Source organism: Mesorhizobium sp. M1066 (genome assembly GCF_040318635.1).
In the GTDB taxonomy this organism is placed as follows: Bacteria; Pseudomonadota; Alphaproteobacteria; order Rhizobiales; family Rhizobiaceae; genus Mesorhizobium.
In genome coordinates, this window is record NZ_JAMYMR010000004.1 from 194,091 (window position 1) to 216,237 (window position 22,147).

The window sequence follows — 22,147 nt, forward strand, 5'->3', positions numbered from 1 at the left end:
TAACGCCCATCCTGCAACGTTGGAAGTTAGCGAAAGCCGAAATGACATCCGATCTCCCCCCTTGCGGGGGAGATGTCCGGCAGGACAGAGGGGGGTGCGAAGGAACGCAATCATTTCAGATTGTCTCCCTTTCAAACGCCAGCATCTCAAAACGCCACCCGGTCGCCGCCCTTGAGCGCCAGCATGTCGCGCGCTTCGGTGGGGGTTGCAACCTCCAGCGACAGCCCATCGAGAATGCCACGGATGCGGCGCACCTGATCGGCATTGGATTTCGCCAGCTGGCGGCCGTCATAGAGACTGTCCTCCAGCCCGACGCGGACATTGCCGCCCATGGCCGCGGCGATCGAGATCAGCGGCATCTGCTGGCGGCCGGCGGCCAGCACCGAGAACTGGTAGCTGTCGCCGAACAATTTGTCGGCGATCCGCTTCATGTGGACGAGATTGTCCGGGTCGGCGCCGATGCCGCCCAGAATGCCCAGCACGAACTGGATGAACAATGGGCCAGACACCAGCCCCCGGTCGCGGAAATGCGCCAACGAGTAGAGATGGCCGACATCGTAGCATTCGAATTCGAAGCGCGTGCCGCAGCCCTTGCCCAGTCTTTCCAGCACCCCTTCCATGTCGGCGAAGGTGTTCTTGAAGATCGTGTCGCGGGTGGCTTCCAGCAGCTTCGGTTCCCACTCGTGCTGCCATTCCCTCGGCTTGTCGAGCATCGGGAACAGCGCGAAATTCATCGAACCCATGTTGAGCGAGCACATTTCGGGTTCGGCTCTGAGCGGTGCCGCCAGCCGCTGGTCCAGGGTCATCAGCGACGAGCCGCCGGTGGTGATGTTGATCACTGCATCGGTCGCCTGTTTGATGCGCGGCAGGAACTGCATGTAGACGTCCGGATCGGCGGTCGGGCGGCCGTCACTGGGGTCGCGGGCGTGCAGATGCAGGATCGAGGCGCCGGCTTCCGCAGCGGCGATCGCCTCAGTGGCGATCTGGTCCGGCGTCACCGGCAGATAGGGCGACATGGATGGCGTGTGCACCGAGCCGGTGACGGCGCAGGTGATAATGACTTTTCGCGGCGCCATGCTTTTACCCTTCGACCGGCAGGTCGAGCTCGGAGGCGAGAACGTCCAGCGAGTCGCCAATGATGGAGACGATCTCGCCGACCTGCTCCCCGGTGACGATCATCGGCGGCGCGACCATGAAATTGTCGCCGTCGACACCGCCCTTGACCCTGCGGCCATAGATGATCAGCCCGCGTTCGTAGGCGAGGTCGAGCAGACGCTGCGTGGCTTTCTTGTTCTGGTCGATCGGCCTCAGCGTCTCGGGATCGGCAACCATCTGGGCGCCGGTGAGCAGGCCCTTGCCGCGCATATCGGCGATGAACGGAAACCGCTTCGCCAGCTCCTTCAGCCCATCCATCAGCACGTCGCCCATGGCGGCCGCGTTGGCGATCAGATCGAGCCGGTCCATTTCGCCGAGCACGGCAAGCCCGGCGGCGCAGGCCAGCGGGTTGCCGGCATAGGTGTGGCCATGCTGGAAGCCGCCGGAGTCAAGCAGCGGCTGCACCAGCCGCATCGGGGCGGCGAGCGCGCCAAGCGGCGCATAGCCCGAACCCAGCCCCTTGGACAGCGCGACGATGTCGGGCTTGCAGTTCCAGTGGTCGCCGCCGAGGAATTTGCCGGTGCGGCCGGCCCCGCTCATCACTTCGTCATGGATGAGCAGGATGCCATAGCGGTCGCAGATCTCGCGGATACGTGGATAATAGCTGTCCGGCGCCACAAGCGCTGCGGTCGCAGCACCCCCGATCGGCTCCATGATGAAGGCGACCACGCTGTCCGGGCCTTCTGCCAGGATCTTCTCTTCCAGCATGTCGGCATAGCGGATGCCGCGCTGTTCCATCGAAAGATTGTCGCGGTCGCGCCAGGCGTTCGGCGCCGGCACGCTCGGCATGACCCGCATCATCGGCTCGAACGTTTCGGCCAGCGCATCGTCGCCGGTAATCGAGAGCGAGCCCAGCGTGCCGCCATGATAGGAGGGGAAGCGCGTGATCACCTTCCAGCGGCTGGCCTGGCCGGTGGCGACAGCCCATTGCCGCGCCAGCTTGATGCAGGATTCCGTCGCCTCCGAGCCGCCCGAGACGAAGAAGATACGGTCCATGCCTTCCGGCAGCTTGCCGGCCAGCTCCCGTGCCAACTCTTCCGCCGGCTCGTTCTCGAAATGCAGGCGATAGGCGAAGGTGGCGCGGTCCATCTGCCGCTTCATGGCATCCAGCACATTGCGGTTGGAATGGCCGATATTGGCGACCATCGGGCCGCTCGAGCCGTCGATGAAGCGGCGGCCGTCCTGCGTCCACATGTAGATGCCCTCGGCGCGGTCGATCAGCGGCCGGCGCAGGCTGGACAGATAGAACAGATGCGATTCTCGCCGGGCTTCGGTTTCTTGAGCGGCGGATTGGACTTTCGACATGTCAGGGCTTTCCGAGGTAACGATCGAGGACATTTTTTGTGACGCGTTCGACCATCGGGTCCTGTCTTAGCAGGCCGGCGACCCATTCGCAGCTTCCGGCGTGGAACACCTCGCCCTTGCCGCGCGGGAAATTGACGATCATGCCATTGCCGCGTTTGACCTTTTCCAGATTGGCGTCGCTCGCCTCTCCGAACAGTGTTTCGGCGGTGAAGCGGCCGTCTTCGTCGGTGAGGAACTGATCCTCGATCGGAATGTCGGCGCTTTCCTCGACCTGGGATGCCATGCCGACCGCGAGAACCTGCAGGCCGTCTGGCGCGCCGCTGGTCTCCGTGGGGTAGGGCAGGCCGCCGCGTATCTCGAAGTCGAGCCCATCGACTTCATAGCCATAGACATGGCTGTCGGAGCCCAGCAGGTCACCATAATAGATGCCGGTGCCGGCAAAGGCCCAGTGCTCCGGCCGGTAGACCGGAAAGCCACGCACGCCGCGCGGCGCGCAACCGCCCCAACCGGTATAAACCCCGCGCGTGGCGTTGAGCCCGAAGGTCGCCGAACCCGGCCGGCCGATTTCCGGCGCTTCCCAGGAGTTGGTGGCGCGGGTGATGTCGCCGCCTGGGAGATAGGCGGGGTCTTCGGCACGCGCGCGATATTTGTAGCAGACCTGCCGGCGGGCCTCGTCTTCCAGCCGCGTCTGCCACATGAAATTGCCGGCGAAGCGCGCCGCATGGCCGCCGCGCTCGACATAGGCGTCGACGGCATCGCGCATTTCCCAGGTCCAGTATTCGTCATGGCCGACGAAGACGGCACAGTCGTAGCCGTCGAGAATTTCGGGCGAAAAATGCAGATCGTGCTGGCTGATGAGATCGACGCCATAGCCGGCCTGTTCGGCGAAGCGGAAGAAATGGCTGTCATAGCTGGCCCAGCCCGAAGAGGCGTATTTCTTCGAATGGCCTGTGGCGAGCGCCCATTCCATATGCGGATAGCGGGGGATCGTCTTGGGTGGCACGGCGACTTCCAGCGGCACGCGCGGCGCGTCTTTCGGCAGCACGACGAAGCCGCGGCACCAGGGGCGTTGCGTCGACACGATGGGCGAATACTGGTTGCGATCCGGCCCGGTGATGCCCTGGTAGTGGTTGGAGCCGCCCCAGGTGTTGTAGGCCAGCCATGTGCCTGTCGCAGCCACCTGCAGCACACGGCCGGGTTTACGGCCCGGCTGTGGGCTGACGATAAAAACATGGTGGCATTGGATCGGCTTGCCGTCGCGCCCGTCGGCGGTCAGCGTGACCCGATAGGCGCCGGACGGCCAATCCGCCCCGACGCGAAATTCGAAGGATACGTCCCAGCCGCAGCCTTCAGCCGAACATTGGTCCGGACTTTCCTGCCAGCGCGCCGCGATGCTCGATTTCTCGAACACTTTGGTCTCGCTGCCGCCATCCCGGATGATCGTCATGCCGAACGTCGCAGCTGTCGAACTGACATGCAGCGCCACCGTCTCGCCGGCGCGATAGGAAAACCGGTCGCTGTAGCACCAGATCTCGCCGCGCTCGCCGTCCATCCCAGGCCATTCGTAATAGTGGCCACGCACCGCGTGGCGGCGCTGCTCCGGCGTCAGTCCGAAATCGGGGAATTCCGTGTTTGGTCTGGTCATGGTCTTACTCAGGCGGAAAGATATTTCTTGAGGAAGCTGCGCGTGCGTTCCTTCTGCGGCGCGCGGAACATGTCGCCCGGCGGGCCTTCCTCGACGATCACGCCGCCATCCATGAACAGTACCCTGTCGGCCACTTCGCCGGCAAAGCGCATCTCATGCGTTACGATGAGCATGGTCATGTGTTCGGCGGCAAGCTGTTTCATCACCGCGTTGACTTCGTCGACCAGTTCCGGGTCGAGCGCCGAGGTGGCTTCGTCGAACAGCATCACCTTGGGCTGCATGGCCAGCGCACGGGCAATCGCCACACGCTGCTTCTGGCCGCCCGAAAGCCGTGAGGGATAGGCGTCGATCTTGTCGGCGAGCCCGACCTTGGACAAAAGGCCATGCGCAAGCGCATGCGCGTCACTCTTGGTCATGCCTTTGAGGATGATCGGTCCCATGGAAATGTTCTCGATCACGGTCAGATGCGGGAACAGGTTGAAGTGCTGAAACACCATGCCCATCTGCTGGCGCACCTTGTTGATGTGCCGCTCAAAAGCCTGGCCGTGCAAAGGTTGGTTGACCTGCACGCCGTCGAGCCAGACTTCACCGGAGTCCAGGGATTCCAGATGGTTGATGGAGCGCAGCAGCGTGCTCTTGCCGGAGCCGCTCGGCCCGATGATCGCGACGATCTGCCCGCGATCGACCGACAGGTCTATGCCCTTGAGAACTTCGGTGGCGCCGAAGGATTTGCGCGCGCCGCGAACCTCGACCATTGGCCGCTGCGTGCTCATCGGGAAACCTCCACATGTCTTTCAAATCGACGCAGAACCGCCTCTAATACGAGGTTGAGAATGTAATAAAGCGCCGCTGCCGTGATGTAGAACTCGAACGGCCGGAACGTTTCGCTGATCGCCAACTGGGCCGAATGGACCAGCTCGGCGATGCCGATGACCGAGACGATGGAGGATTCCTTCAGCAGCGCGATCAGATTGCCGCCGATCGGCGGCGCGGTGTTGCGAATGGCTTGCGGTATCACGACATGGCGCAGCGTCTGCCACTTGCCGAAGCCGATGCTGCGCGCACCCTCCGTCTGGCCGACATCGACGGCCACGATGCCGGCGCGGATGATGTCGGCATTGTAGACGGCAAAATGCAGGCCAAGCCCGACAATGCCGGCGGCGAGAGCGGGAATGTCGATGCCTATCTGCACCAGGCCGAAATAGATCAGGAACAGCTGCAGCAGCAGCGGCGTACCCATGAATACCCACATGACGGCGCGCACGGGATAGGCAACGGTCTTCGGAGCGTAGAGCACGATGACAGCGAACAGGATGCCGCCGATGAAGCTGAGTGCGCCCGCCGAAACGGTCAGCACCGCGGTCCACCAGGCGCCAATCAACAGAAGGTCCCAATAGGGCGCGACGACGGTGAAATCCAAACCTTGCATCGTGCTCTCCGGTCAGACGATGGCAAAGCGTTTGTCGAGCAGGTCGACGACCCGTGCGACCGCGTAGACCATGATCATGTAGAGCAGGGCTGCAACGCCAAAAATCTCGAACGGCTTATAGGTGGAGCCGATGAAGCGCTGGGCGGTGTAGGTCAGTTCGACGACCGATATGGTCGACACAAGTGCTGATCCCTTCAGCAAAGCAACCGTATTGACCCCGAGCGGCCGGATCATCAGCCGCGCCGCTTGCGGCAGCACGACCTTGCGCAGCGTCTGGAAACGGCTGAAGCCGATTGTGCGGGCAGCCTCGGTCTGGCCCCGGTCGACCGCGACCAGCGCACCACGGATCGATTCCGCCATATAGGCGCCGATGTTGAGGCCGAGGCCGATGACGCCGGCTGCGAACGGCTCCAGATTGATGCCGATCTGCGGGCCGCCGAAATAGAGCACGAAGAGCTGGATCAGGCACGGCGTACCACGAAACAGGCTGACATAGAGCGTGCCGATGGTCCGCAGGATTGCCGATTTTGACATCTTGGCGGCCGCGGCCAGTGCCGCAGCCGCAAGGCCCAGGATCAGGGCCAGCACTGTGATCTCGATCGTCACCAAAGCGGCTTCCACGAAGAACGGGAAGACACGCTGCATCAAGGAGAAATCCATGAGATGGTCCTGCGGGAGGGACGCTCGGCTTCAGGCGGTTTCAGCCGCCTGAAGCCAGGAGCGATCAGCGGATGTCGCTGCCGACCCACTTCATCGAGATCTTTTCGTAGCTGCCGTCCGCCAGCATGTCGTCCAGCGCCTTCTGCATGGCGGCCTTCAGCTCAGGATTGTCCTTGCGGATGGCGATGCCGATGGCGACGGCGCCGCCTTCGATGTCGGGCGTGTTGAGCTTGCGGACCTTCTCGCCCGTCTCCTTGACGGCAACCATGACCGGAATATTGTCGACGACGATCGCATCGACGCGGCCAGCCCTCAACTCCAGCAGCAGTTCCGGCAGCCCCTTGTAGGTGCGGATATCCCAGCCGCCCTTTTCGCGCGCCCATTTCTCATGCGTTTCGCCCAGCGTCACGCCAAGGGTCTTGCCCTTGAGGTCGTCGAGGCTTTGCACCTTGGACTTCTCGTTGACGAAAACGGCGCGGCCGGCGTGGTAGTACGGTCCAACGAAATCGACCACCTTCTCACGCTCGGGCGTGATCGTCATCGAGCCGACGACGGTGTCGTATTTGTCGGCGAGCAGGCCGGCGATGATGCCGTCCCAGGCCGTGGTGATGATAGTGCCCTTGACGCCGATGCGCTCGGCGATGGCCTTGCCGATATCGGCGTCGAAGCCGACGACTTCATTCTGGTCGTTGACGAAGTTGAAGGGCGGATACTGGCCGCTCATGGAAATCTTCAGCTCGCCCGCCGCCTTGATCTTCTCGAGATCGTCGGCCCTGGCCGAAACGGTCGTGAGCGTCGACGCAAGCAGCAGGGCCGCAACGGCGATGCCGGAAAATACTCTGTTCATTTGAGTTCTTGTCCTCTGGATGGAGCGTACGGTCTTGTTCTTGGGAGGCGTGCAGACGCTTTCCTGTGTTCAATGATTGCCTTTGCGGTATCATTGCGCAAATAGATAATGGAAATAGGGAGCATAGATATCAGGAATGGCTTTGCCGCGCCCCGAACGATTGGTCTGGGATCTGGACTGGAATCTTCTGAGGACGTTCGTCGTCATCGCGGAAGTGAAGAGCATCACCCGCGCCGCCGAGCGGCTGAACCTCAAGCAGCCCAGCGTCAGCAATGCTCTGCGGCGGCTGGAAGACCGGATCGGCCGGCGGCTGGTCGAGCGCGACGCGACACGTTTCGAACTCACCGAGGTCGGGCGGCTCCTCTATGAGCAGAGCGTCGAGGTGTTCGGCACCATATCGCAGCTGCCGCTGCTGATGCGCGGCATCAGCGACGACGTCACCGGCCATGTGATGATCGCGACAGCCAGCCATGTCGTGTCGCCACTGTTCGATCAGGCGCTGGCGGAATTCCATCGCAACTACCCGCGCGCCAGCATCACCATTTCGGTCGCGGCAAGCACCGAAGTCGCCAAGCAGGTCAGGGAGCGCCGCGCCTCCTTCGGCATCTGCCTTGTCAGTCAGCGCGATCCGGCGTTGGAATACGCAATGGTCTATCGCGAATTCTTCGGCTTCTTCTGTGGGCCGCAACACAGGCTCTATGGGCAAACCGGATTGACGCTGGCCGATCTCAGGGATGAACCCTCCGTGTCGTTCCAGACTGACCATATTTCGGACGCGCTGCGGCCGGTCGCGCTGTTGCGTAGCGAGGCCCGGCTGAACGCCGATGTCGTCGGCGTGTCCTCCAGCCTGGAAGAAGTGCGGCGCATGATCGTTGCCGGCCTCGGTATCGGCCCGCTGCCGCTGCACGTCGCGCGGCGCGATGTGGCGGACGGCACGCTTTGGCGGCTGCCGCCCTACGATGCGCCGCCGGCGATTGACATCTTCCTGCTGGTCAATCCCGACAAGGTGATGAACCGCGCCGAGAAGGCGCTGCTGTCAGGGCTGCAGACGCTGATTGCCGAGACGCCGGTCGAGGACCGCATCTACAAAGGCTGACTGGTCTTCGCTCCAATCAGGAAGGCCGCCGCGCGGGTGCGCATAGGCTCGTCCAGAGTGACCGAGGTGCGCGCTGCAAGGTCGAAGCGCACGCTGGTCGTCCGGCTCGACGCATGGAAGATGCCGTCGAGCGAGCCCGACATCACCTGTTCGAAGGTGATGGAGGTGCGGCCGATCTTCACGACATCCGAGCGGATGGTGACGAGCGCGCCGGCTTTCGTTTCATGCCGATAGTCGATTTCGGTGCGCACGTCGGCCCATCCGATTTGGGACGCCTGGTTGTCGTCCTGTCCGGCGATATGTCCGAGAAGCTGAAAACTGGCATCGTCGAACATGGCTGCGTAGTGACGCACATTCATGTGCCCCATCACATCGCACATCCAGGGATGGGCGACGCCGACAAAGGTGACGAGAGGTTTGCTCATGGGGATTTTTGCCTCCGTGGCCGTTGACGATCGCGCAGACGCAATATCGAAACGCAAGCCGACAGGCAAACGGTCTGCTGTTGGCATCTTCGAACCGACAAAGGCCTTCGCGCTTCGTATTCGTTAGCCGCACCCTTGGTCGCCTCCATCAAACGGACTATCTCAGGGCAGGCGGCGTTTCCGCCACGGGGGTCGGAATGCTCAGAGTGCAAAAGGTCAAAGTCGACGAGATCTACGTGCCGACAGCGCGCAAGAAGACGCTGCATCCCGAGACCGTCCGCCATCTGGCCGAGGACATTCTGGAAAACGGCATGAAGACGCCGATCCAGGTCCGCCATGACGGCAAACGCCACATCCTCGTCGAAGGCCTGCACCGGCTGGAAGCGGCAAAGTGGCTCGGCGAGACCGAAATCGAGGCTTATCTGGTGCAAGCCAAGCGCCACTGACACTTCCTTCGTTCCCCACGGACCGACGCGGAGCAGGGACGTCATCGCAAAATTTTCGCGGACGATGTCGGTTTGCGGTTCATCGGCTCGTCCTTGGGACGGAAGCAGATCAAACGCAGGACGCCATCATGACCATCAAGCTCGACATCGCCCCCACCAACGACCGTGAACTGGTTCTGGCCCGCATCATCGATGCGCCGCGTGAGAACGTCTATCGCTGCTGGACCGATCCGAAACTGATCACGCGCTGGTTCTCGCCAAAGCCGTGGACGACGCCGCGCGCCGAGATGGATGTGCGTACCGGCGGCTCGAGCCTTGTCGTTATGGCTAGCCCGGACGGCAACGAATTCCCCAACCCGGGAGTCTTCCTCGAAGTCGTTCCCGGCAGGAAGATCGTCTTCACCGATGCCTACACAGAGGCTTGGCAGCCTTCGGAGAAGCCGTTCATGACCGTCGTGCTGACCTTCGAGGACGAGGGCAACGGCAAGACGCGCTACATCGCTCGGGTCAGGCACTGGAGCGTCGCCGACCGCGAACAGCATGAGAAGATGGGTTTCCACGAGGGTTGGGGACAGTGCGCCGACCAGCTCGAAGAACTCGCCAAAACGCTTTGATCCGCATGACGCTCTGATACCGGCAGGACGAGAGGAGATCGATATGTCCAAAACCCTGTTTTTCGCCATTCTTGCTTCGGTTGTAGCGCTCGTTGGCTGCCCAGGCACCACCAATGCGGAGGAGACAAAACCCGCCATGACGACTGAGACGAACGCACTGCCGAAGCCGGAAAAGTCTGGCCTGCTGCCGATCAACGGCCTGAATTATTATTATGCCATCTATGGCAAGGGCGAGCCGCTGCTTCTGCTGCATGGCGGTCTCGGCACCACGGATATGTTCGCGCCGATCCTGCCGAAACTTGCCGAAAACCGCACCGTCATCGGCGTCGACCTGCAGGGTCACGGTCGCACCGCGCTGGGTGACCGACCATTCACCGTGGAAGCGATGGGCGACGACATGGCCGCCATCGTCAAGGCGCTCGGTTACGACCAGGTCGATGTCATGGGCTATTCGCTGGGCGGCGGCGTCGCCTTCCGCATAGCCGTCCAGCATCCCGAAGCGGTGCGCCGCCTCGTCCTGGTATCGACCGGCTACGCCACGGACGGCTTCTATGACGAGATGCGCCCGCAGCAGGCGCAGGTGAGCGCGGCCGCGGCTGAGTTCATGAAAGACACGCCGATGTACAAATCCTACGTCGCGGTGGCGCCGCATCCGGAGGAGTTCCCGAAGCTCCTCGATGCGCTGGGCAACTTCATGCGTCAGAACCGCGATTACTCGGCCGACGTCGCCAAGCTGAAGATGCCTGTCATGCTGGTCTATGGCGACAGCGATATGTACAAGCCCGAACACGAGATCAAATTCTATCAGATGCTCGGCGGCGGGCTGAAGGACGCCGGCTGGATGCGCGAGAACCTGTCGCAGAACCGCCTGGCGATCCTGCCCAACCGCACCCACTACGACACTTTCTTCGCCCCCGAACTGACGGCCGCCGCGCTGCCGTTCCTCAACGGCCAGACCAAGGTCAAAACCTGGGACGAGGTCGTTGGCGAAACGGAGTGAACGCCAAGGCCGCCGGTTGTTGGCGGGCAGCCGGCGGATCGTTATGCGGCCGCCATGACGGCTTTCGGCGTCATGACTTCAGCCCCACTCGCATCAGCATAAGCGATGACGTTGCATCAAAGCTTTTCAATTGACCCAATCGGCCCCGCCGATACCTTGCGCGCCTATTCTCCCCCACCAGTGGATCGATCCGGACAATGGCAAGATATGACGGAGGATGCCTGTGCAAGGCGGTGCGCTACCGCGCGGACGCGGCCCCCATCAACGAACGCGTCTGCCACTGCCGGGTTTGCCAGAAGGCGATCGGCGCCGCCTTCAACGCACGCGTCCTGTTTCGCATCGACGACGTGACGATCGACGGGCCGCTGGCGACCATAAACTCTTCGCCGGATCTCAAGCGCGGCTTTTGCCCGAGCTGCGGCACGACGATGTTCTCCCGGCGTGATTCCGCTGATATCATCGGCATCACCACCGGTTCGCTCGACGATCCCACGGTTTTCAACCCGGAAATGCATATTTTCACCGCCTCGAAGCAGCCCTGGGTGGTGCTCGATGACAGCCTGCCGAAATACGAAGGCGCCCCTCCGCCAGGCTAATTTTCCCCTTTCCCCTTGCTGTGGGAGAAGGTGGATCGATGCGGTACGCCAGCGAGAAGGAAGAGCGCAACCATGGCCGAAATTTAATCCAAATCGACACGAGATAGCCGGCAAAGCGTCATTGGCGAGCCATCTTTGTCGTCCTATTTAAGGGTCGCGGGTACGGCATTCGAGGAGACGACGGATGAACGACAGCATCAGCACCCTGGACGAGCTTTTGAGCGATCCGATGGTCCTGCTTGTGATGGAGCGCGATCGTGTGCGTCCAGAACAGGTGCGCATGCTGCTCGAACGGGCTCGCCGGCCTTCGACCGATGAGCCCGAAGTGCCGCCGGCGCATGTGATCGCCAGGACATGCCAGAAACTCTGGCTCTGCCCGTAGTCGCTTTGCGATTTTCCCTGTGTATCTCAGGCCGGGCCCAAGGTGGGCCGGGTTTCGAACGGCGTGCACTTCGGCGCGCCAGCTTACAAATCCGTAAATTGATTATCCGGCCCATGACGGTAAGGCTTGCTCGGGATTGGCCGATGGTCGGTCCACGCAACTCCGATCTCTCATGCACGGAATTCGATTTTGGCCGATATCTGCACACAGGGCCTGGACACGGGCTTCGTCGGCCTGGGGTTCGCCAAGGTGGCGTTCCTCGGCGTGGTGCAAGGCATCACCGAACTGCTGCCGATTTCCTCGACTGCACATATGCGCATCGTGCCGGCCGTGCTCGGCTGGCAGGATCCTGGCTCGGCCTTCTCCGCCGCCATGCAGCTCGCGGCCCTTGCCGCGGTGGTCAGCTATTTCTGGAGTGATGTCAGGGATATCCTGTTTGGCTCGCTCGACGCGCTGGCGCGGCGCGATTTCGCTGACCGGCATTTCCGGCTGGCGCTCTGGATCATATTGGCGACAATCCCGATCGTCATCGCCGGCGTGGCGCTATCGGGCGTGCTCAATGCCTGCAATTCGCCGCTGCGCAGCCTGACGGTGATCGGTTGGGCCTGCATCGCGATGGCGATCTTGCTGGCGCTGGCCGAGATTTTTGCCCGCCACCGGCGCAGCATGGGCGAAGCGTCGCTGACTGACGCGCTGCTTGTTGGCGTCGCTCAGATCGGCGCGCTTATCCCCGGCGTCTCGCGCTCGGGCTCGACCCTGACGGCGGCACTGGGGCTCGGCTTCAAGCGGGCCGAGGCGGCGCGCTTCTCGTTCCTGCTTGGGCTGCCTGCCATCGCACTCGCCGGCCTCAAGGAACTCTGGGAATTGCACAAGGTCCATCTCGACACCCATGGCTGGTCGGTCCTCGCCGTCGGGCTGGTCGTCGCCTCGATCTCCGCCTTCTTCGCCATATGGGGGCTGATGCACGTGCTGGAGCGTTTCTCGGCTTGGCCGTTCGTCATCTATCGCGGCTTGCTCGGCATCGTCTTGTTGTTGAGCGTCGCCATGGGATGGCTTGCCTAAGTCCGGCGCCTTTCACAGTATCGCTTGAAACGGGTTATATCCGTACCGGACCTCGAACTTCGATTCCGGTAAGCGCATGGATTTCCTGACCCTCTTGCAATCATTGCCGTTGCTGCTGGCATTGGCCAAGGGCGCACTGCCGTCGGTGGCGGCATTTGGCATGGGATTTGGCCAGTGGGTCGCCTCACTGCCGCCATGCCGGGACTTCACCTTCGAGGCGACCAGCTATCTCGTTTGTGAGGTCGATCCCAAACGATATCAGCTCGAGCTGTTCTGGAAGAATCCGGCGGGCAAGCCGTTTCAATCGCTGCACAATCTCCATGCCGCTCAGCAAGCGGCCGGGCGTACGATGCTGTTCGGCATCAATGCCGGCATGTATCACCCGAACCTCGCGCCGGTCGGCCTCTATGTCGAGCGTGGCCAGGAGATGGCCTCGGTGAAAACGGGATCGGGAAGCGGCAATTTTTCCCTGCAGCCGAACGGCATTTTCTACATGCGCGACGGCAAGGCCGCGGTCCGTGCCACCAGGGATTTCGTGAAAAGGCGCCCGACCGTCGACTATGCGACGCAATCGGGGCCGATGCTGGTGATCGACGGTAAGCTGCATCCTAAATTCCAGGCTGACGGCACCTCGCGAAAAACTCGCGATGGTGTCGGGGTGCGCAAGGATGGCGTCGCGGTCTTCGCGATTTCGAACGGCACGGTGACCTTCCATGCCTTCGCCCGTCTTTTCCGCGACGCGCTAGGCTGCGACAACGCGCTGTTCCTCGACGGCACGATATCAAGCCTGTTTGCGCCTGCCATCGGCCGCAATGACGACTACTGGGATCTGGGGCCGATGATCGGCGTTTTCAGGAAGCCCTAGCGACTTTGCCGACCCCACAAGGCTGGCCGATCCCTTGCACGGAGAGCCAGATTTCGCTGTTTGGCCTACGTGAAAAAAATTGATTCAAACTTTATTGGTAATTTCTCATTCATAACTGATCCGGTTTGTCCGTTGGCTGTCGTTTTGCCCTCGGTCTGTTGTGTTTTGAGTACAGGTCCAGATGCGGATTCCGGGCGTCGTCAGTTTTTTGATCGCATCACTATGCCTTGCCGGCTGCTCGTCGACGGCCGGCGTCGATGCGCTGGATTTGCAGAAACCGTCCAACGAGACCACCAGTTCCGTGATCCGGCCGCCGGCACCGATCGCCGCTGCTCCGGCGGCAAGGGGTAACAGGGGGGCAAGAGCCGAATTGGCTCCCATGTCTGACAACGGTCCGGGGGAAAAAACGCGCCCGTTCGGCTTGGCGGAGGAGGAAGAGACGGGGGTGTTTGCCGCGCCCGACGAGCCTGATCCCCAAGTGCCTGATGTCGGCGGGCTGCCGGTCGAGCCGGCAGCCTTGGTGTCGCCGCCCAAGCTGTTGACCCGCGCGGCACCGGCCATGCTTGCCGGGCCGCTTACCCGTTACGGTTTTCGTGATGCCAAGCCTATCAATTTCGGCAAGGCTTCGCCTCGCCGCCTTGCAGTGCACGGCGTCGACGTCTCGCGTTGGCAAGGCAACGTGAATTGGGACAAGCTGCGCGCCCAGGGCGCCAACTTCGCCTACATCAAGGCGACCGACGGTGGCGACCACCTCGATCCGATGTTCATGAAAAACTGGCGCAACGCCGACGCCGCCGGCTTGAAGCGCGGCGCCTATCATTTCTTCTACTGGTGCCGCACGGCCGGCGAGCAGGCCGACTGGTTCATCCGCAACGTGCCCAGGATCGAAGGCGCGCTGCCGCCGGTGATAGACGTCGAGTGGAACGGCGAGTCCAGCTGCAAGCGCCGGCCGTCGCGCGAAAAGGTGCTGGAGAAGATGCAGGTGTTCATGGACAGACTGGAGCGCCATTACGGCCAGCGTCCCATCATCTACACCGCGCCCGATTTCTACCGCGACAATCTCAGGGGCGAATTCCTCGACTATCCGTTCTGGCTGCGTGCCGTGGCCCAGCATCCGTCAAAGGTCTATCCCGGCCGCAAATGGCTGTTCTGGCAGTATTCCGGCTCCGGCCTGTCGCATGGCGTCACCGGCCGCATAGATCTCAATGTCTTCCATGGCGACGAACGGCAATGGCGCGCCTGGGCCGGCGGCCGGCAGACGGTAGCCGACGCCAACTGAGACAGTCGTCAGTCCCGACGCGCTTCGCTCTGCCTGATGCCCGCGGTCTGGGCAAGCGCGATATCGGACTGCTCGACGGACACGCTTCCGCCGGCAGCATTCGCTGAGGAAAGTGTCCGGCCCTTTGACCGACATGGACGCATGGGAGGGAAAGATGGGTGTGTCATCGGAGGCTCTGGCGCAGAGCCGTCAAACGATCAGCGCTTACGAGGATTATGCGGAACAATATGATGCCATCGTGCGCCATGTTCCCAATGAGAGAGAGCAGGCATCGCTGAAGCGCCTGGTGGCAATCGCCGGTGCAGGCGGCCGGATTTTGGAAGTCGGATCCGGAGCTGGATACGACGCGGATTTTCTGGAGACTTTGGGCGTCACGGTGCGGCGCACCGACGCGACCAAGCGGTTTCTGGAACTGCAGGCCGCGCGTGGCAAGCATGGCGAGTTGCTCGATCTCATCACCGATGATCTCGGCGGCCCCTACGACGCGGTCCTGGCCCTATGCGTCCTCATCCATGTGCCTCGCGACGAGACCGACCAGGTGCTTGCCAAGATAGCCGGGTCGCTGCGCCCGGGCGGCGCCTTCCTCGTCTCGATGCGCAATGGCGACGGCGAGACCTCAGGCGAATATCACATGGTCTACTGGCGCAGGGACGACTTCGCGGCCCGTCTCGAAGGCGCCGGGCTGATCCTCATCAGGGACGATTTCAACGTCGGCCGCAATAGCGAGGAATGGAACACGTTTCTGGCCGTGAAGCCTGCATGACGCGGCGTGGCTGTTGCCGTTTGCGCTGCCCAGCCTTTTCAGATTTCGCGAATAAGCAAGACATTGCCGCCGCCATGCTGTCTATGTGCGGGTTCCTGCACTCCTGGGGGGAGACGAGTTGGAACTCAAGATCATGCTTGTCGGCTTTGCCTGCGTGGTCGCGGGCGCGCTGTCGTTCATCACCTTCATGAAATGGCGAGAGGTGAAAGCGCTCAGCCGCTGGCTGCCGACGCCGGGAAAGATCATTTCCTCGCGCGTCGAAGCACGTGAAGTGAGAAACTCGGGCGTTGGTTCGGACAGCACCGATACCACCGAAATGCGCAATTTTCCGGCGATCACCTTCGAATACAAGGTCGGCGGTAAGAAATTTCAAAGCTCGCGCTACAGCGTGAGGGAGAATTTGGGAAATTTCGAAGTCACTGAGACCCTTGCCCAGTTTCCCCGTGGCGCGGAGGTGACTGTCTTCTACAATCCGGCCGATCCGAGCAAAGCGGTGATCGAGCGCACCCTGCCGGACGGCGCCTTCAGGTTCATGGTCCAACTCTCGGCAGGATTGGTGATCGGTGCGGTTGTGCTGGTGTTTTCCGTCAGCGGTGTTTTGGAGGCAATCGGGCCGCATTTGCCCAAGCCGCAGAATCTCGGCGCGGGAGCGCTGCTGCTGTTCATGGGTCTGTTCATCCTGCGCATGGGTTTTGCCCAAAAATCGTTGGCCGAACAGGCGGCAAAATGGCCGATCGCGGCCGGCCGCATCGAAACCTCAGGCCTGCAGGCGCTCCGAAACCATTCAGGCTATGGTCGCTGGCGCACCGTCTTCAAATCCCGCATCGTCTACTCCTATGACGTAGCCGGCCAGCGCTACAGCGCCGATCGTGTGACCTTCGGCGGAACCGTAACGGCTTCGTTGCCCGGCCTCGTCGGCGGCCAGGCACGGCAGTATGTCGAAGGCAGCAAGGTCGACGTGCACTATGACCCCGCCAACCCCGGCTCGGCGGTGCTCGAATGCCGGGTACGGGGACTTTGGTTGCTGTGGGTCTGCTCTTGCGCCTTTCTCGGCGGCGCTGCCTTTCTGGTCGGGCTGGTATGACACTGGTCAGGCGGATTCGGTCACGGCACCGATCCGCCGGTAGACGAATGATTCTTCTCTCGAAGGAGTTGTGGCAATGCGCTTGGCTTCGTCGATCAGCATCGCCATGCGAGCATGGATCGGTGATTTCGCGCAAGCCGGGTCCGTTGCAGCGGCATCGCCGGCGATCGCCATCGCCTGACAGCGGCAACCGCCCCAGTCGATCTCGCGTCGGTCACAGTTGCGGCACGGCTCCTGCATCCAGTCGGTGCCGCGAAAGGCATTGAACGCCGGCGAATCGGCCCAGATCGAGGACAGCCTGCGTGGTTCGAAACGCTCGAAGCTGAGCGACGGGATCGTCTGTGCGGCATGGCAGGGCAGTACGGTGCCGTCAGGCGTCACCATGAAGGCGTCACGCGCCCAGCCGCCCATGCACGGCTTGGGATAGATCGCGAAATAGTCCGGCGTCACAAAATCGATGTTGATGATGCCGGCCAACCGCTCCTGTGCCTCCGCGACGATCTCCGCCTGCCTGTCGACCGCTTCACGCTCGGGCATCAGTTGATCGCGATTGGTCAACGCCCAGCCGGCATACTGCACATTGGCGATCTCGAGCCTCTCCGCGCCCAGCGAAAGGGCGAGATCGATGAATTCCGGCACTTCCTCGATGTTATGGCGGTGGATCGGTGCGTTGATGGTAAGGGGCAGACCGGCAGCGCGCGCGCGGCGTGCCGTTTCCAGCTTCTTTTCGTGAGCGCCCTTGTGGTTGCCGATGCGATCGGTGGTCGCCGGCCGCGCACCCTGAAAGCTCAGTTGCAGATGGTCGAGACCGGCTTCGGCAAATGCCTCGATACGGCCCTCGACGATGCCAACGCCCGCGGTAATCAGATTGGTGTAGACGCCGCGCCCCGCAAGCCCGGCGATCAATTGCTCGAGGTCGCGGCGCAGTGTCGGCTCGCCACCGGACAGATGCACCTGGAGCACTCCGAGATCGGCGGCCTCCGAGAACAGGGCGAGCCAGGTCTCTGTGTCGAGTTCGCGATTGGCCTTCAGCAGTTCGAGCGGATTGGAGCAATAAGGGCATTGCAGCGGGCAGCGATGCGTCAGTTCCGCCAGCATGCCGATTGGAGGGAGGAGGGGCGTGCTCATAGCCTCACCAGCAGCTTGTCCGACCATTCCTGCAGGAAGGCGATGACGTCGGTCGCCACGGCCTCCTGTTCAGCCTCATAATCCGCGGCAAGGCCGGCAATGATATCACGTGCCGTTGCCCGTCCATCGCAGCGGCGCAATATGTCGAGACTGACATCGTTCGGCCAGAATATCTTTTCCGGTGAAAGCACGGCGAATGCCTGCCGCACGGAGTCGTATTGTATGCGCACGTGCTTCGGCAGCGAAGGTACCGACCGCAGCGACACCACGGCTCTTTCGCGCAGCGCCATCATAGGGCTGCCTCGGGCTGGAAGGCGCCGGGCGGTATGTTTCCCTGCTCGCCATAGGCGTGTTGAAGCGCATCAAGCATGGCCCAGAGTATATCGCATTTGAACACCAGTGCATCGATTGCCTGCTGCTGGCGCTCCGCCGTATCGGCATGGCTGAGCACGTAGGCGAGGGCGAAGTCGGCGTCACGCGAGGCCTGTTCGGGCCGTTGCTTGAAATAGGCCAGCGTATCCTCGGTGATGTAGTCGTATTTGGCCAGCATTGCCGGCACCCGCTCGCCGATGATGAGTGGCGAGAACATCTCGGTCAGCGACGACGCGACCGCCTCGAACAGCGTCCGGTTTGTACAAAAGGAAAGGTAAGCGCCCACCGCGAAGCGCGTCGCCGGCAGCGCCAGCCTTTCGCTCTTCACGGCCTCGGCGTCCAGGCCGAGCGAAGTTGCCAGATGCAGCCAGCGCGCGATACCGCCGCTCCAGCCGTCCTCGCCGTCATGATCCTCGATCCGCTTGCGCCACGCGGCGCGAAACGCTGGATCCTCGGCATGTACGAGTATCATGGCATCCTTGCGCGGGATGACCGCCTGATAGCAATAGCGGTTCAGCGCCCAGGCCTTCATCTCGGCTTTCGACAACGCGCCGCTGGTCATCCTGTGGTGAAAGGGATGGCGATTGTGATAGCGCTCGGCGCCAACCTGCCTCAATATGGCTTCGAGAGCGCTCGTGGAGAGTCCGCCTTTTGCTGCATCGCGGAAGTCGCTCAAAATTCCATCTCCATACCGTCGCTTGCGATTTCCCAGCCTGCCGCCTTGACCGCCGCGTGTTCGGCGGAGTTCTCGTCTAGGATGGGGTTGGTGTTGTTGATGTGGACGAACACACGGCGGCTAACCTTCACATCGGCCAAGCCGGCGATCGAACCCAATTCTCCCGAGATCGCCAGATGCCCCATGCGCGCGCCGGTTTTCTGACCGACGCCGGCGACGATCATCTCGTCGTCGGTATAGACCGTGCCGTCGAACAGAAGACAGGCGGCATCGGCGAGACGCGCGCGTAAGCGCGCATCGATGCGCGCGCAGCCTGGGATATAGAAGACGGAGCCGCGGCTGCCGATCCCGGCGATTCGGACTCCGATCGTATCACCTGCGTCGGAGCTGAAATTGGCATCCGGATGGTCTCTATCCTCCAGATAGAGTGCTATCTTCCCGGGCACCGGAAAGGGCTCGATCATTACGCCGGTCTCGCGGCTTTCTGCATCGCAGATGGCCAATTCTTTCGTCGGCGGCAGGATGCGCCGCGGCACAAGCGCTGGATCGAGAACGTTGAAAATCGAATTCGCCTCCAGCGTCGCCAGAACCTGCGCCGTTGCATAGATGGCGAAAGGCTGCCGTTCGCGCAGGCTGAGCAGTCCGGCGATATGATCGACATCGGCATTGGTCAGCACCACCGCGCGAATAGGCGTCGAGCGCAGCGGCGCATCGCCCGCAGGCTGCAGTTCAGGTGTTGCAGCGATTTGCTGGCGAATGTCGGGCGAGGCATTGAAAAGAACCCAGCCGAACCCGTCCGCAGAGGCGGCGACACTTGACTGGGTTCGTGAATGTACGCCGGCCATGCCGGTGCGAGCCGCACGACTGAGACGGTAGTTGCAGTTCCATTGCGGAAAGCCGCCGCCCGCCGCCGATCCGATGATCTTCAAATGCATGAAAATGCCCGCACGGCGGCTTCTCTGACCTGCAGGCAATTTGCAGTCACAAAAAACGCTTCGCACGCTTTGCGTGCGTCAAAATCTTTCACGAAAATCCCATGCGGCGAGGGGATGCGCGCCCCTGTCGCCAGGGACGCGCACCTCTGCGGCCTACTTCTTGGGAGTAATTTCAGCAGGCAGATACCGTGAAATTTCGAAGCCAGCGGCAACCTGACACATGGTCGGTTTTTTCCAGTTCTTCTTCATGACATTTCTCCTCTTATACCAGCCCGAAGGGACCGATCCTGTCGTTAGCCAACCATTGCAGGGCACCGACGCAATGGCTCGTCCATCAAGTCTCAAAATGGACAAATGAAACAATAGGTTTTGAAAAATTGAAAACAAACTATCGAGAATAATTGCAGTCCTTACTTCAATCGTTCGTGGCGTAGGGTTTTTTCTCCTCCAGTGGCAGGTTTGCATCTTCCCACCCATCAGCGCCAAGCGGATACCAGATTACTGAACTGTAGCCCCACTCGACGGCCCGTTTCGCCGCATTCCACGACATCCAGCAATTCGTCATGCAGTAGAACAGAATCGCGCGCGACTTGTTCGTCCCGGCCTTGGCCGTGAGGCCTCGGCGAAAATAGCTGGCGGTCTCCTGCGAAATAGCGCCGTATCCCACATTGGCCAGCCATGTGCTGCCTGGAATGTCATTTCTGACCTTGTCCCTCCATATGGTTCCTGGCGGCAAATTGGCCGGCTTGGGCGTGTCCGGCATCACGTCGAAGAAGATCGCCTTTTTCGCTCGCCACAGCGCTTCCGCTTCCACCGTCGTCACCACCCTCGCGCCTTGCAGCGTCCGCGGCACCGGCGCCCGATAGTCGTCCATCCGGAAACCGCTGGGTTCGACGACATCGCCAGCCCATGTCGGCTCGGTCAGACCCAGAAGGCTCGCGGCGACCAGCAAGAAAATAGTCTCCCTTCCATTCATTGGGTAATCAGGTTGTCGTGTTCGTCGATCAGCGGCACGTTATAGCTCAGCAGGATCCTGGTGATCTCCGCCTGGTTTTCCCTGATCACCCGGTTGAGCGTCCGCTTCCATTCCTGGTCGGACGGACGTACGCCCATGGTGATGCGGTAAGACATGCGCGAGCCGGTTTTTTCCTTCACCAGTGGAACGATCGTCACATCAGCTCCGAGCTCCTTGGCATAGTAACCTGCCATCGGTCCCCACAGCACCGCCGCATCGATCTTGTGTGCCAGCATGTCCTTGATCATGACCTCTCCCATGGATGGGGTGACGCGCGTATCCACCGCAAGCGGATAGATCTTGGCGGTCCGCAAAAGCTTGTTGGCGGCCATGTTGGCGGTTGGCGGCGTGCTTTCAACGACGCCGATCGTCTTGCCCGTGAGTCTGGGATCCTCGATCGTTTCCACACCTTCCATATCGTGGCTTTTCGGATGCACCAGCACATAGGCGGAGCGATAGTAGGCGTTGGTGTTCTGCACCAGCTCATCGCCTTGTGCATAGCCCATGATGATGTCGCATCGGTTGGCCCCCAACGTATTGCGCACGAAGCCGGTGATCGTGGGAAACCAAGTGTAGGAGACGGACTTGCGCCCGGTTTTCGCGGCAACCAGCTCGGCCAGCTTGTTTTCGAAGCCTTCGCCGCTCTTGTCGGTGAAGGGCATATTCGAGGGATCGGCGCAGACGCGCAGAATGTCGGGGTCGACCAGTTCTCCCGCCGCGCCAAGGCCGGCGCTTTGCGCCTGCGCGTTCGACGGCAGCAAGGCGAGTGTGCCGAGGATCGGCAGAACGACGCGCAGCTTCAATGCATCGCGGCCAATCATGTCATCCACCCATGCAGGATGCTTCGGCATCCTTCGCCGCCTGAGCCTTGTCTTCGTGCTTGGGCGGCCTTCCGCGGGGCGCCGCGCCATCCGCGCGCGCGCGCAGATAGACGTAGAGATCGTCCAGGTAGCAATAGACATTCTTGTTGTCGCCAAAGGCGGGCATGACGTTTTCCTTGCCGCCGCCGACATTCTTGCGGCCTTCGGCGACGATCGAGAGGAATGTGGCGTAATCCATGGTTTTCAGGCTGTTGACCAAAGCCGGCGCATAGCTCGAACCTGTCGCGTCCTGTCCGTGGCAGACATGGCAATCGGAGTGATACCGGCGGTAGCCGCTGAACGTGTACCAATCGACGGTTCCGTTTTCGATCTTGTAGGTCGGATTTCCATCCGCATCCAAATACTTGCCGCCTTCTTCCTTTACCGCCTTGGCTTTTTCCATGCTGTCGTCGGCCTGGGCGGCGCCTGAGCTTGCCAGAGGCAGCAGAGCCAGGACCAAAGCCGAAATTACAATGCGAACGGACATTCAAACGCTTCCTTCATTTGC

27 protein-coding genes are annotated in these 22,147 nt (G+C 61.7%); 11 read left to right on the top strand and 16 right to left on the bottom strand.

All coding sequences use genetic code 11. From position 1 onward, the window contains the following. Positions 1-146: 146 nt before the first annotated feature. The 7 genes from kce to NKH52_RS08795 all read right to left on the bottom strand — a co-directional run bounded on the left by kce (position 147) and on the right by NKH52_RS08795 (position 7,041). Entirely contained in the window at positions 147-1,076 is a 930-nt protein-coding gene (gene kce, locus NKH52_RS08765) for a 3,5-dioxohexanoate:acetyl-CoA acetone transferase (RefSeq protein ID WP_352729559.1), read from the bottom strand. A gap of 4 nt (positions 1,077-1,080) precedes the next feature. Further along, entirely contained in the window at positions 1,081-2,460 is a 1,380-nt protein-coding gene (locus tag NKH52_RS08770; RefSeq protein WP_352729561.1) for an aminotransferase family protein, read from the bottom strand. Position 2,461: 1 nt separating this feature from the next. Beyond that, on the bottom strand, positions 2,462-4,105 hold the full coding sequence (locus NKH52_RS08775) for a N,N-dimethylformamidase beta subunit family domain-containing protein (protein ID WP_352729563.1): 1,644 nt from the start codon (positions 4,103-4,105) through the stop codon (positions 2,462-2,464). 8 nt (positions 4,106-4,113) lie between these two features. Then, entirely contained in the window at positions 4,114-4,878 is a 765-nt protein-coding gene (locus NKH52_RS08780) for an amino acid ABC transporter ATP-binding protein (protein ID WP_352729565.1), read from the bottom strand. Continuing rightward, positions 4,875-5,534: an amino acid ABC transporter permease gene (locus tag NKH52_RS08785; RefSeq protein ID WP_352729567.1), complete on the bottom strand. Its 660-nt coding sequence runs from the start codon at positions 5,532-5,534 to the stop codon at positions 4,875-4,877. The genes NKH52_RS08780 and NKH52_RS08785 overlap by 4 nt, the downstream gene beginning before the upstream one ends. Positions 5,535-5,546: 12 nt before the next feature. Beyond that, on the bottom strand, positions 5,547-6,194 hold the full coding sequence (locus NKH52_RS08790) for an amino acid ABC transporter permease (protein ID WP_127293405.1): 648 nt from the start codon (positions 6,192-6,194) through the stop codon (positions 5,547-5,549). 64 nt (positions 6,195-6,258) lie between these two features. Next, on the bottom strand, positions 6,259-7,041 hold the full coding sequence (locus NKH52_RS08795; RefSeq protein ID WP_352729569.1) for an ABC transporter substrate-binding protein: 783 nt from the start codon (positions 7,039-7,041) through the stop codon (positions 6,259-6,261). 136 nt (positions 7,042-7,177) lie between these two features. Here NKH52_RS08795 and NKH52_RS08800 point away from each other — a divergent pair, with 136 nt between their 5' ends. Continuing rightward, the gene (locus tag NKH52_RS08800; protein WP_352729571.1) at positions 7,178-8,137 is read left to right on the top strand and encodes a LysR family transcriptional regulator; all 960 of its coding nucleotides are present in this window, start codon (positions 7,178-7,180) and stop codon (positions 8,135-8,137) included. Here the strand turns inward: NKH52_RS08800 and NKH52_RS08805 are convergent. Then, on the bottom strand, positions 8,125-8,562 hold the full coding sequence (locus tag NKH52_RS08805; RefSeq protein ID WP_352729573.1) for an acyl-CoA thioesterase: 438 nt from the start codon (positions 8,560-8,562) through the stop codon (positions 8,125-8,127). The genes NKH52_RS08800 and NKH52_RS08805 overlap by 13 nt on opposite strands. A 197-nt stretch (positions 8,563-8,759) precedes the next feature. Here NKH52_RS08805 and NKH52_RS08810 point away from each other — a divergent pair, with 197 nt between their 5' ends. The 10 genes from NKH52_RS08810 to NKH52_RS08860 all read left to right on the top strand — a co-directional run bounded on the left by NKH52_RS08810 (position 8,760) and on the right by NKH52_RS08860 (position 16,653). Further along, positions 8,760-9,008, top strand: coding sequence for a ParB N-terminal domain-containing protein (locus NKH52_RS08810; RefSeq protein ID WP_013532091.1), 249 nt, complete (start codon positions 8,760-8,762; stop codon positions 9,006-9,008). 128 nt (positions 9,009-9,136) lie between these two features. After that, a complete protein-coding gene (locus NKH52_RS08815) occupies positions 9,137-9,622 on the top strand; it encodes an SRPBCC family protein (protein WP_352729575.1) in 486 nt (161 codons plus the stop codon). Positions 9,623-9,665: 43 nt separating this feature from the next. Beyond that, positions 9,666-10,622 (top strand): alpha/beta fold hydrolase, encoded by a 957-nt coding sequence (locus tag NKH52_RS08820; protein WP_352729576.1) that lies wholly within the window; start codon positions 9,666-9,668, stop codon positions 10,620-10,622. A 197-nt stretch (positions 10,623-10,819) separates the two neighbouring features. Beyond that, a complete protein-coding gene (locus NKH52_RS08825; RefSeq protein ID WP_352729578.1) occupies positions 10,820-11,218 on the top strand; it encodes a GFA family protein in 399 nt (132 codons plus the stop codon). Between the two features lie 184 nt (positions 11,219-11,402). Then, entirely contained in the window at positions 11,403-11,600 is a 198-nt protein-coding gene (locus NKH52_RS08830) for a hypothetical protein (protein WP_013532087.1), read from the top strand. Between the two features lie 189 nt (positions 11,601-11,789). Then, on the top strand, positions 11,790-12,662 hold the full coding sequence (locus NKH52_RS08835) for an undecaprenyl-diphosphate phosphatase (RefSeq protein ID WP_352729580.1): 873 nt from the start codon (positions 11,790-11,792) through the stop codon (positions 12,660-12,662). A gap of 76 nt (positions 12,663-12,738) precedes the next feature. After that, entirely contained in the window at positions 12,739-13,527 is a 789-nt protein-coding gene (locus tag NKH52_RS08840) for a phosphodiester glycosidase family protein (RefSeq protein ID WP_352729582.1), read from the top strand. A 181-nt stretch (positions 13,528-13,708) separates the two neighbouring features. Then, entirely contained in the window at positions 13,709-14,806 is a 1,098-nt protein-coding gene (locus tag NKH52_RS08850; protein ID WP_502908016.1) for a glycoside hydrolase family 25 protein, read from the top strand. 154 nt (positions 14,807-14,960) lie between these two features. Then, complete coding sequence (locus NKH52_RS08855) at positions 14,961-15,569, top strand: class I SAM-dependent DNA methyltransferase (protein WP_352729587.1); 609 nt, start codon at positions 14,961-14,963, stop codon at positions 15,567-15,569. 118 nt (positions 15,570-15,687) lie between these two features. Next, a complete protein-coding gene (locus NKH52_RS08860; RefSeq protein WP_352729589.1) occupies positions 15,688-16,653 on the top strand; it encodes a DUF3592 domain-containing protein in 966 nt (321 codons plus the stop codon). A 6-nt stretch (positions 16,654-16,659) separates the two neighbouring features. On the opposite strand, the gene pqqE is transcribed toward NKH52_RS08860, so the two are convergent. From pqqE to NKH52_RS08895, 8 genes are all read right to left on the bottom strand, one after another. Further along, a complete protein-coding gene (pqqE, locus tag NKH52_RS08865; protein WP_352729591.1) occupies positions 16,660-17,781 on the bottom strand; it encodes a pyrroloquinoline quinone biosynthesis protein PqqE in 1,122 nt (373 codons plus the stop codon). Continuing rightward, entirely contained in the window at positions 17,778-18,074 is a 297-nt protein-coding gene (pqqD, locus tag NKH52_RS08870; RefSeq protein ID WP_127293383.1) for a pyrroloquinoline quinone biosynthesis peptide chaperone PqqD, read from the bottom strand. The genes pqqE and pqqD overlap by 4 nt, the downstream gene beginning before the upstream one ends. Continuing rightward, entirely contained in the window at positions 18,071-18,829 is a 759-nt protein-coding gene (gene pqqC / locus NKH52_RS08875; protein ID WP_352729594.1) for a pyrroloquinoline-quinone synthase PqqC, read from the bottom strand. The genes pqqD and pqqC overlap by 4 nt, the downstream gene beginning before the upstream one ends. Next, on the bottom strand, positions 18,826-19,764 hold the full coding sequence (gene pqqB, locus NKH52_RS08880; RefSeq protein WP_352552852.1) for a pyrroloquinoline quinone biosynthesis protein PqqB: 939 nt from the start codon (positions 19,762-19,764) through the stop codon (positions 18,826-18,828). Before pqqB ends, pqqC begins: the two co-directional genes overlap by 4 nt. 153 nt (positions 19,765-19,917) lie before the next feature. Then, entirely contained in the window at positions 19,918-20,013 is a 96-nt protein-coding gene (locus NKH52_RS35495) for a coenzyme PQQ biosynthesis protein A (RefSeq protein ID WP_013532074.1), read from the bottom strand. Positions 20,014-20,179: 166 nt separating this feature from the next. Further along, complete coding sequence (locus NKH52_RS08885; protein ID WP_352729596.1) at positions 20,180-20,740, bottom strand: PQQ-dependent catabolism-associated CXXCW motif protein; 561 nt, start codon at positions 20,738-20,740, stop codon at positions 20,180-20,182. After that, entirely contained in the window at positions 20,737-21,630 is an 894-nt protein-coding gene (locus NKH52_RS08890; protein ID WP_127293377.1) for a quinoprotein dehydrogenase-associated putative ABC transporter substrate-binding protein, read from the bottom strand. Before NKH52_RS08890 ends, NKH52_RS08885 begins: the two co-directional genes overlap by 4 nt. Then, complete coding sequence (locus NKH52_RS08895) at positions 21,602-22,126, bottom strand: c-type cytochrome, methanol metabolism-related (RefSeq protein ID WP_352729598.1); 525 nt, start codon at positions 22,124-22,126, stop codon at positions 21,602-21,604. The genes NKH52_RS08890 and NKH52_RS08895 overlap by 29 nt, the downstream gene beginning before the upstream one ends. Between the last annotated feature and the right edge of the window lie 21 nt (positions 22,127-22,147).

What these genes read in the sequence shown, in the direction of transcription:
- NKH52_RS08785 (WP_352729567.1), bottom strand. Translation starts at nt 5,534, where the DNA reads ATGCAAGGTTTGGATTTCACCGTCGTCGCGCCCTATTGGGACCTTCTG.
- NKH52_RS08825 (WP_352729578.1), top strand. Translation starts at nt 10,820, where the DNA reads ATGGCAAGATATGACGGAGGATGCCTGTGCAAGGCGGTGCGCTACCGC.
- NKH52_RS08815 (WP_352729575.1), top strand. Translation starts at nt 9,137, where the DNA reads ATGACCATCAAGCTCGACATCGCCCCCACCAACGACCGTGAACTGGTT.
- NKH52_RS08790 (WP_127293405.1), bottom strand. Translation starts at nt 6,194, where the DNA reads ATGGATTTCTCCTTGATGCAGCGTGTCTTCCCGTTCTTCGTGGAAGCC.
- NKH52_RS08895 (WP_352729598.1), bottom strand. Translation starts at nt 22,126, where the DNA reads ATGTCCGTTCGCATTGTAATTTCGGCTTTGGTCCTGGCTCTGCTGCCT.
- kce (WP_352729559.1), bottom strand. Translation starts at nt 1,076, where the DNA reads ATGGCGCCGCGAAAAGTCATTATCACCTGCGCCGTCACCGGCTCGGTG.
- pqqB (WP_352552852.1), bottom strand. Translation starts at nt 19,764, where the DNA reads ATGCATTTGAAGATCATCGGATCGGCGGCGGGCGGCGGCTTTCCGCAA.
- NKH52_RS08840 (WP_352729582.1), top strand. Translation starts at nt 12,739, where the DNA reads ATGGATTTCCTGACCCTCTTGCAATCATTGCCGTTGCTGCTGGCATTG.
- pqqE (WP_352729591.1), bottom strand. Translation starts at nt 17,781, where the DNA reads ATGAGCACGCCCCTCCTCCCTCCAATCGGCATGCTGGCGGAACTGACG.
- NKH52_RS08855 (WP_352729587.1), top strand. Translation starts at nt 14,961, where the DNA reads ATGGGTGTGTCATCGGAGGCTCTGGCGCAGAGCCGTCAAACGATCAGC.
- NKH52_RS08805 (WP_352729573.1), bottom strand. Translation starts at nt 8,562, where the DNA reads ATGAGCAAACCTCTCGTCACCTTTGTCGGCGTCGCCCATCCCTGGATG.
- NKH52_RS08890 (WP_127293377.1), bottom strand. Translation starts at nt 21,630, where the DNA reads ATGCCGAAGCATCCTGCATGGGTGGATGACATGATTGGCCGCGATGCA.
- NKH52_RS08775 (WP_352729563.1), bottom strand. Translation starts at nt 4,105, where the DNA reads ATGACCAGACCAAACACGGAATTCCCCGATTTCGGACTGACGCCGGAG.
- NKH52_RS08830 (WP_013532087.1), top strand. Translation starts at nt 11,403, where the DNA reads ATGAACGACAGCATCAGCACCCTGGACGAGCTTTTGAGCGATCCGATG.
- NKH52_RS08770 (WP_352729561.1), bottom strand. Translation starts at nt 2,460, where the DNA reads ATGTCGAAAGTCCAATCCGCCGCTCAAGAAACCGAAGCCCGGCGAGAA.
- NKH52_RS08885 (WP_352729596.1), bottom strand. Translation starts at nt 20,740, where the DNA reads ATGAATGGAAGGGAGACTATTTTCTTGCTGGTCGCCGCGAGCCTTCTG.
- pqqD (WP_127293383.1), bottom strand. Translation starts at nt 18,074, where the DNA reads ATGATGGCGCTGCGCGAAAGAGCCGTGGTGTCGCTGCGGTCGGTACCT.
- NKH52_RS35495 (WP_013532074.1), bottom strand. Translation starts at nt 20,013, where the DNA reads ATGAAGAAGAACTGGAAAAAACCGACCATGTGTCAGGTTGCCGCTGGC.
- NKH52_RS08820 (WP_352729576.1), top strand. Translation starts at nt 9,666, where the DNA reads ATGTCCAAAACCCTGTTTTTCGCCATTCTTGCTTCGGTTGTAGCGCTC.
- NKH52_RS08800 (WP_352729571.1), top strand. Translation starts at nt 7,178, where the DNA reads ATGGCTTTGCCGCGCCCCGAACGATTGGTCTGGGATCTGGACTGGAAT.
- NKH52_RS08780 (WP_352729565.1), bottom strand. Translation starts at nt 4,878, where the DNA reads ATGAGCACGCAGCGGCCAATGGTCGAGGTTCGCGGCGCGCGCAAATCC.
- NKH52_RS08810 (WP_013532091.1), top strand. Translation starts at nt 8,760, where the DNA reads ATGCTCAGAGTGCAAAAGGTCAAAGTCGACGAGATCTACGTGCCGACA.
- NKH52_RS08795 (WP_352729569.1), bottom strand. Translation starts at nt 7,041, where the DNA reads ATGAACAGAGTATTTTCCGGCATCGCCGTTGCGGCCCTGCTGCTTGCG.
- NKH52_RS08850 (WP_502908016.1), top strand. Translation starts at nt 13,709, where the DNA reads ATGCGGATTCCGGGCGTCGTCAGTTTTTTGATCGCATCACTATGCCTT.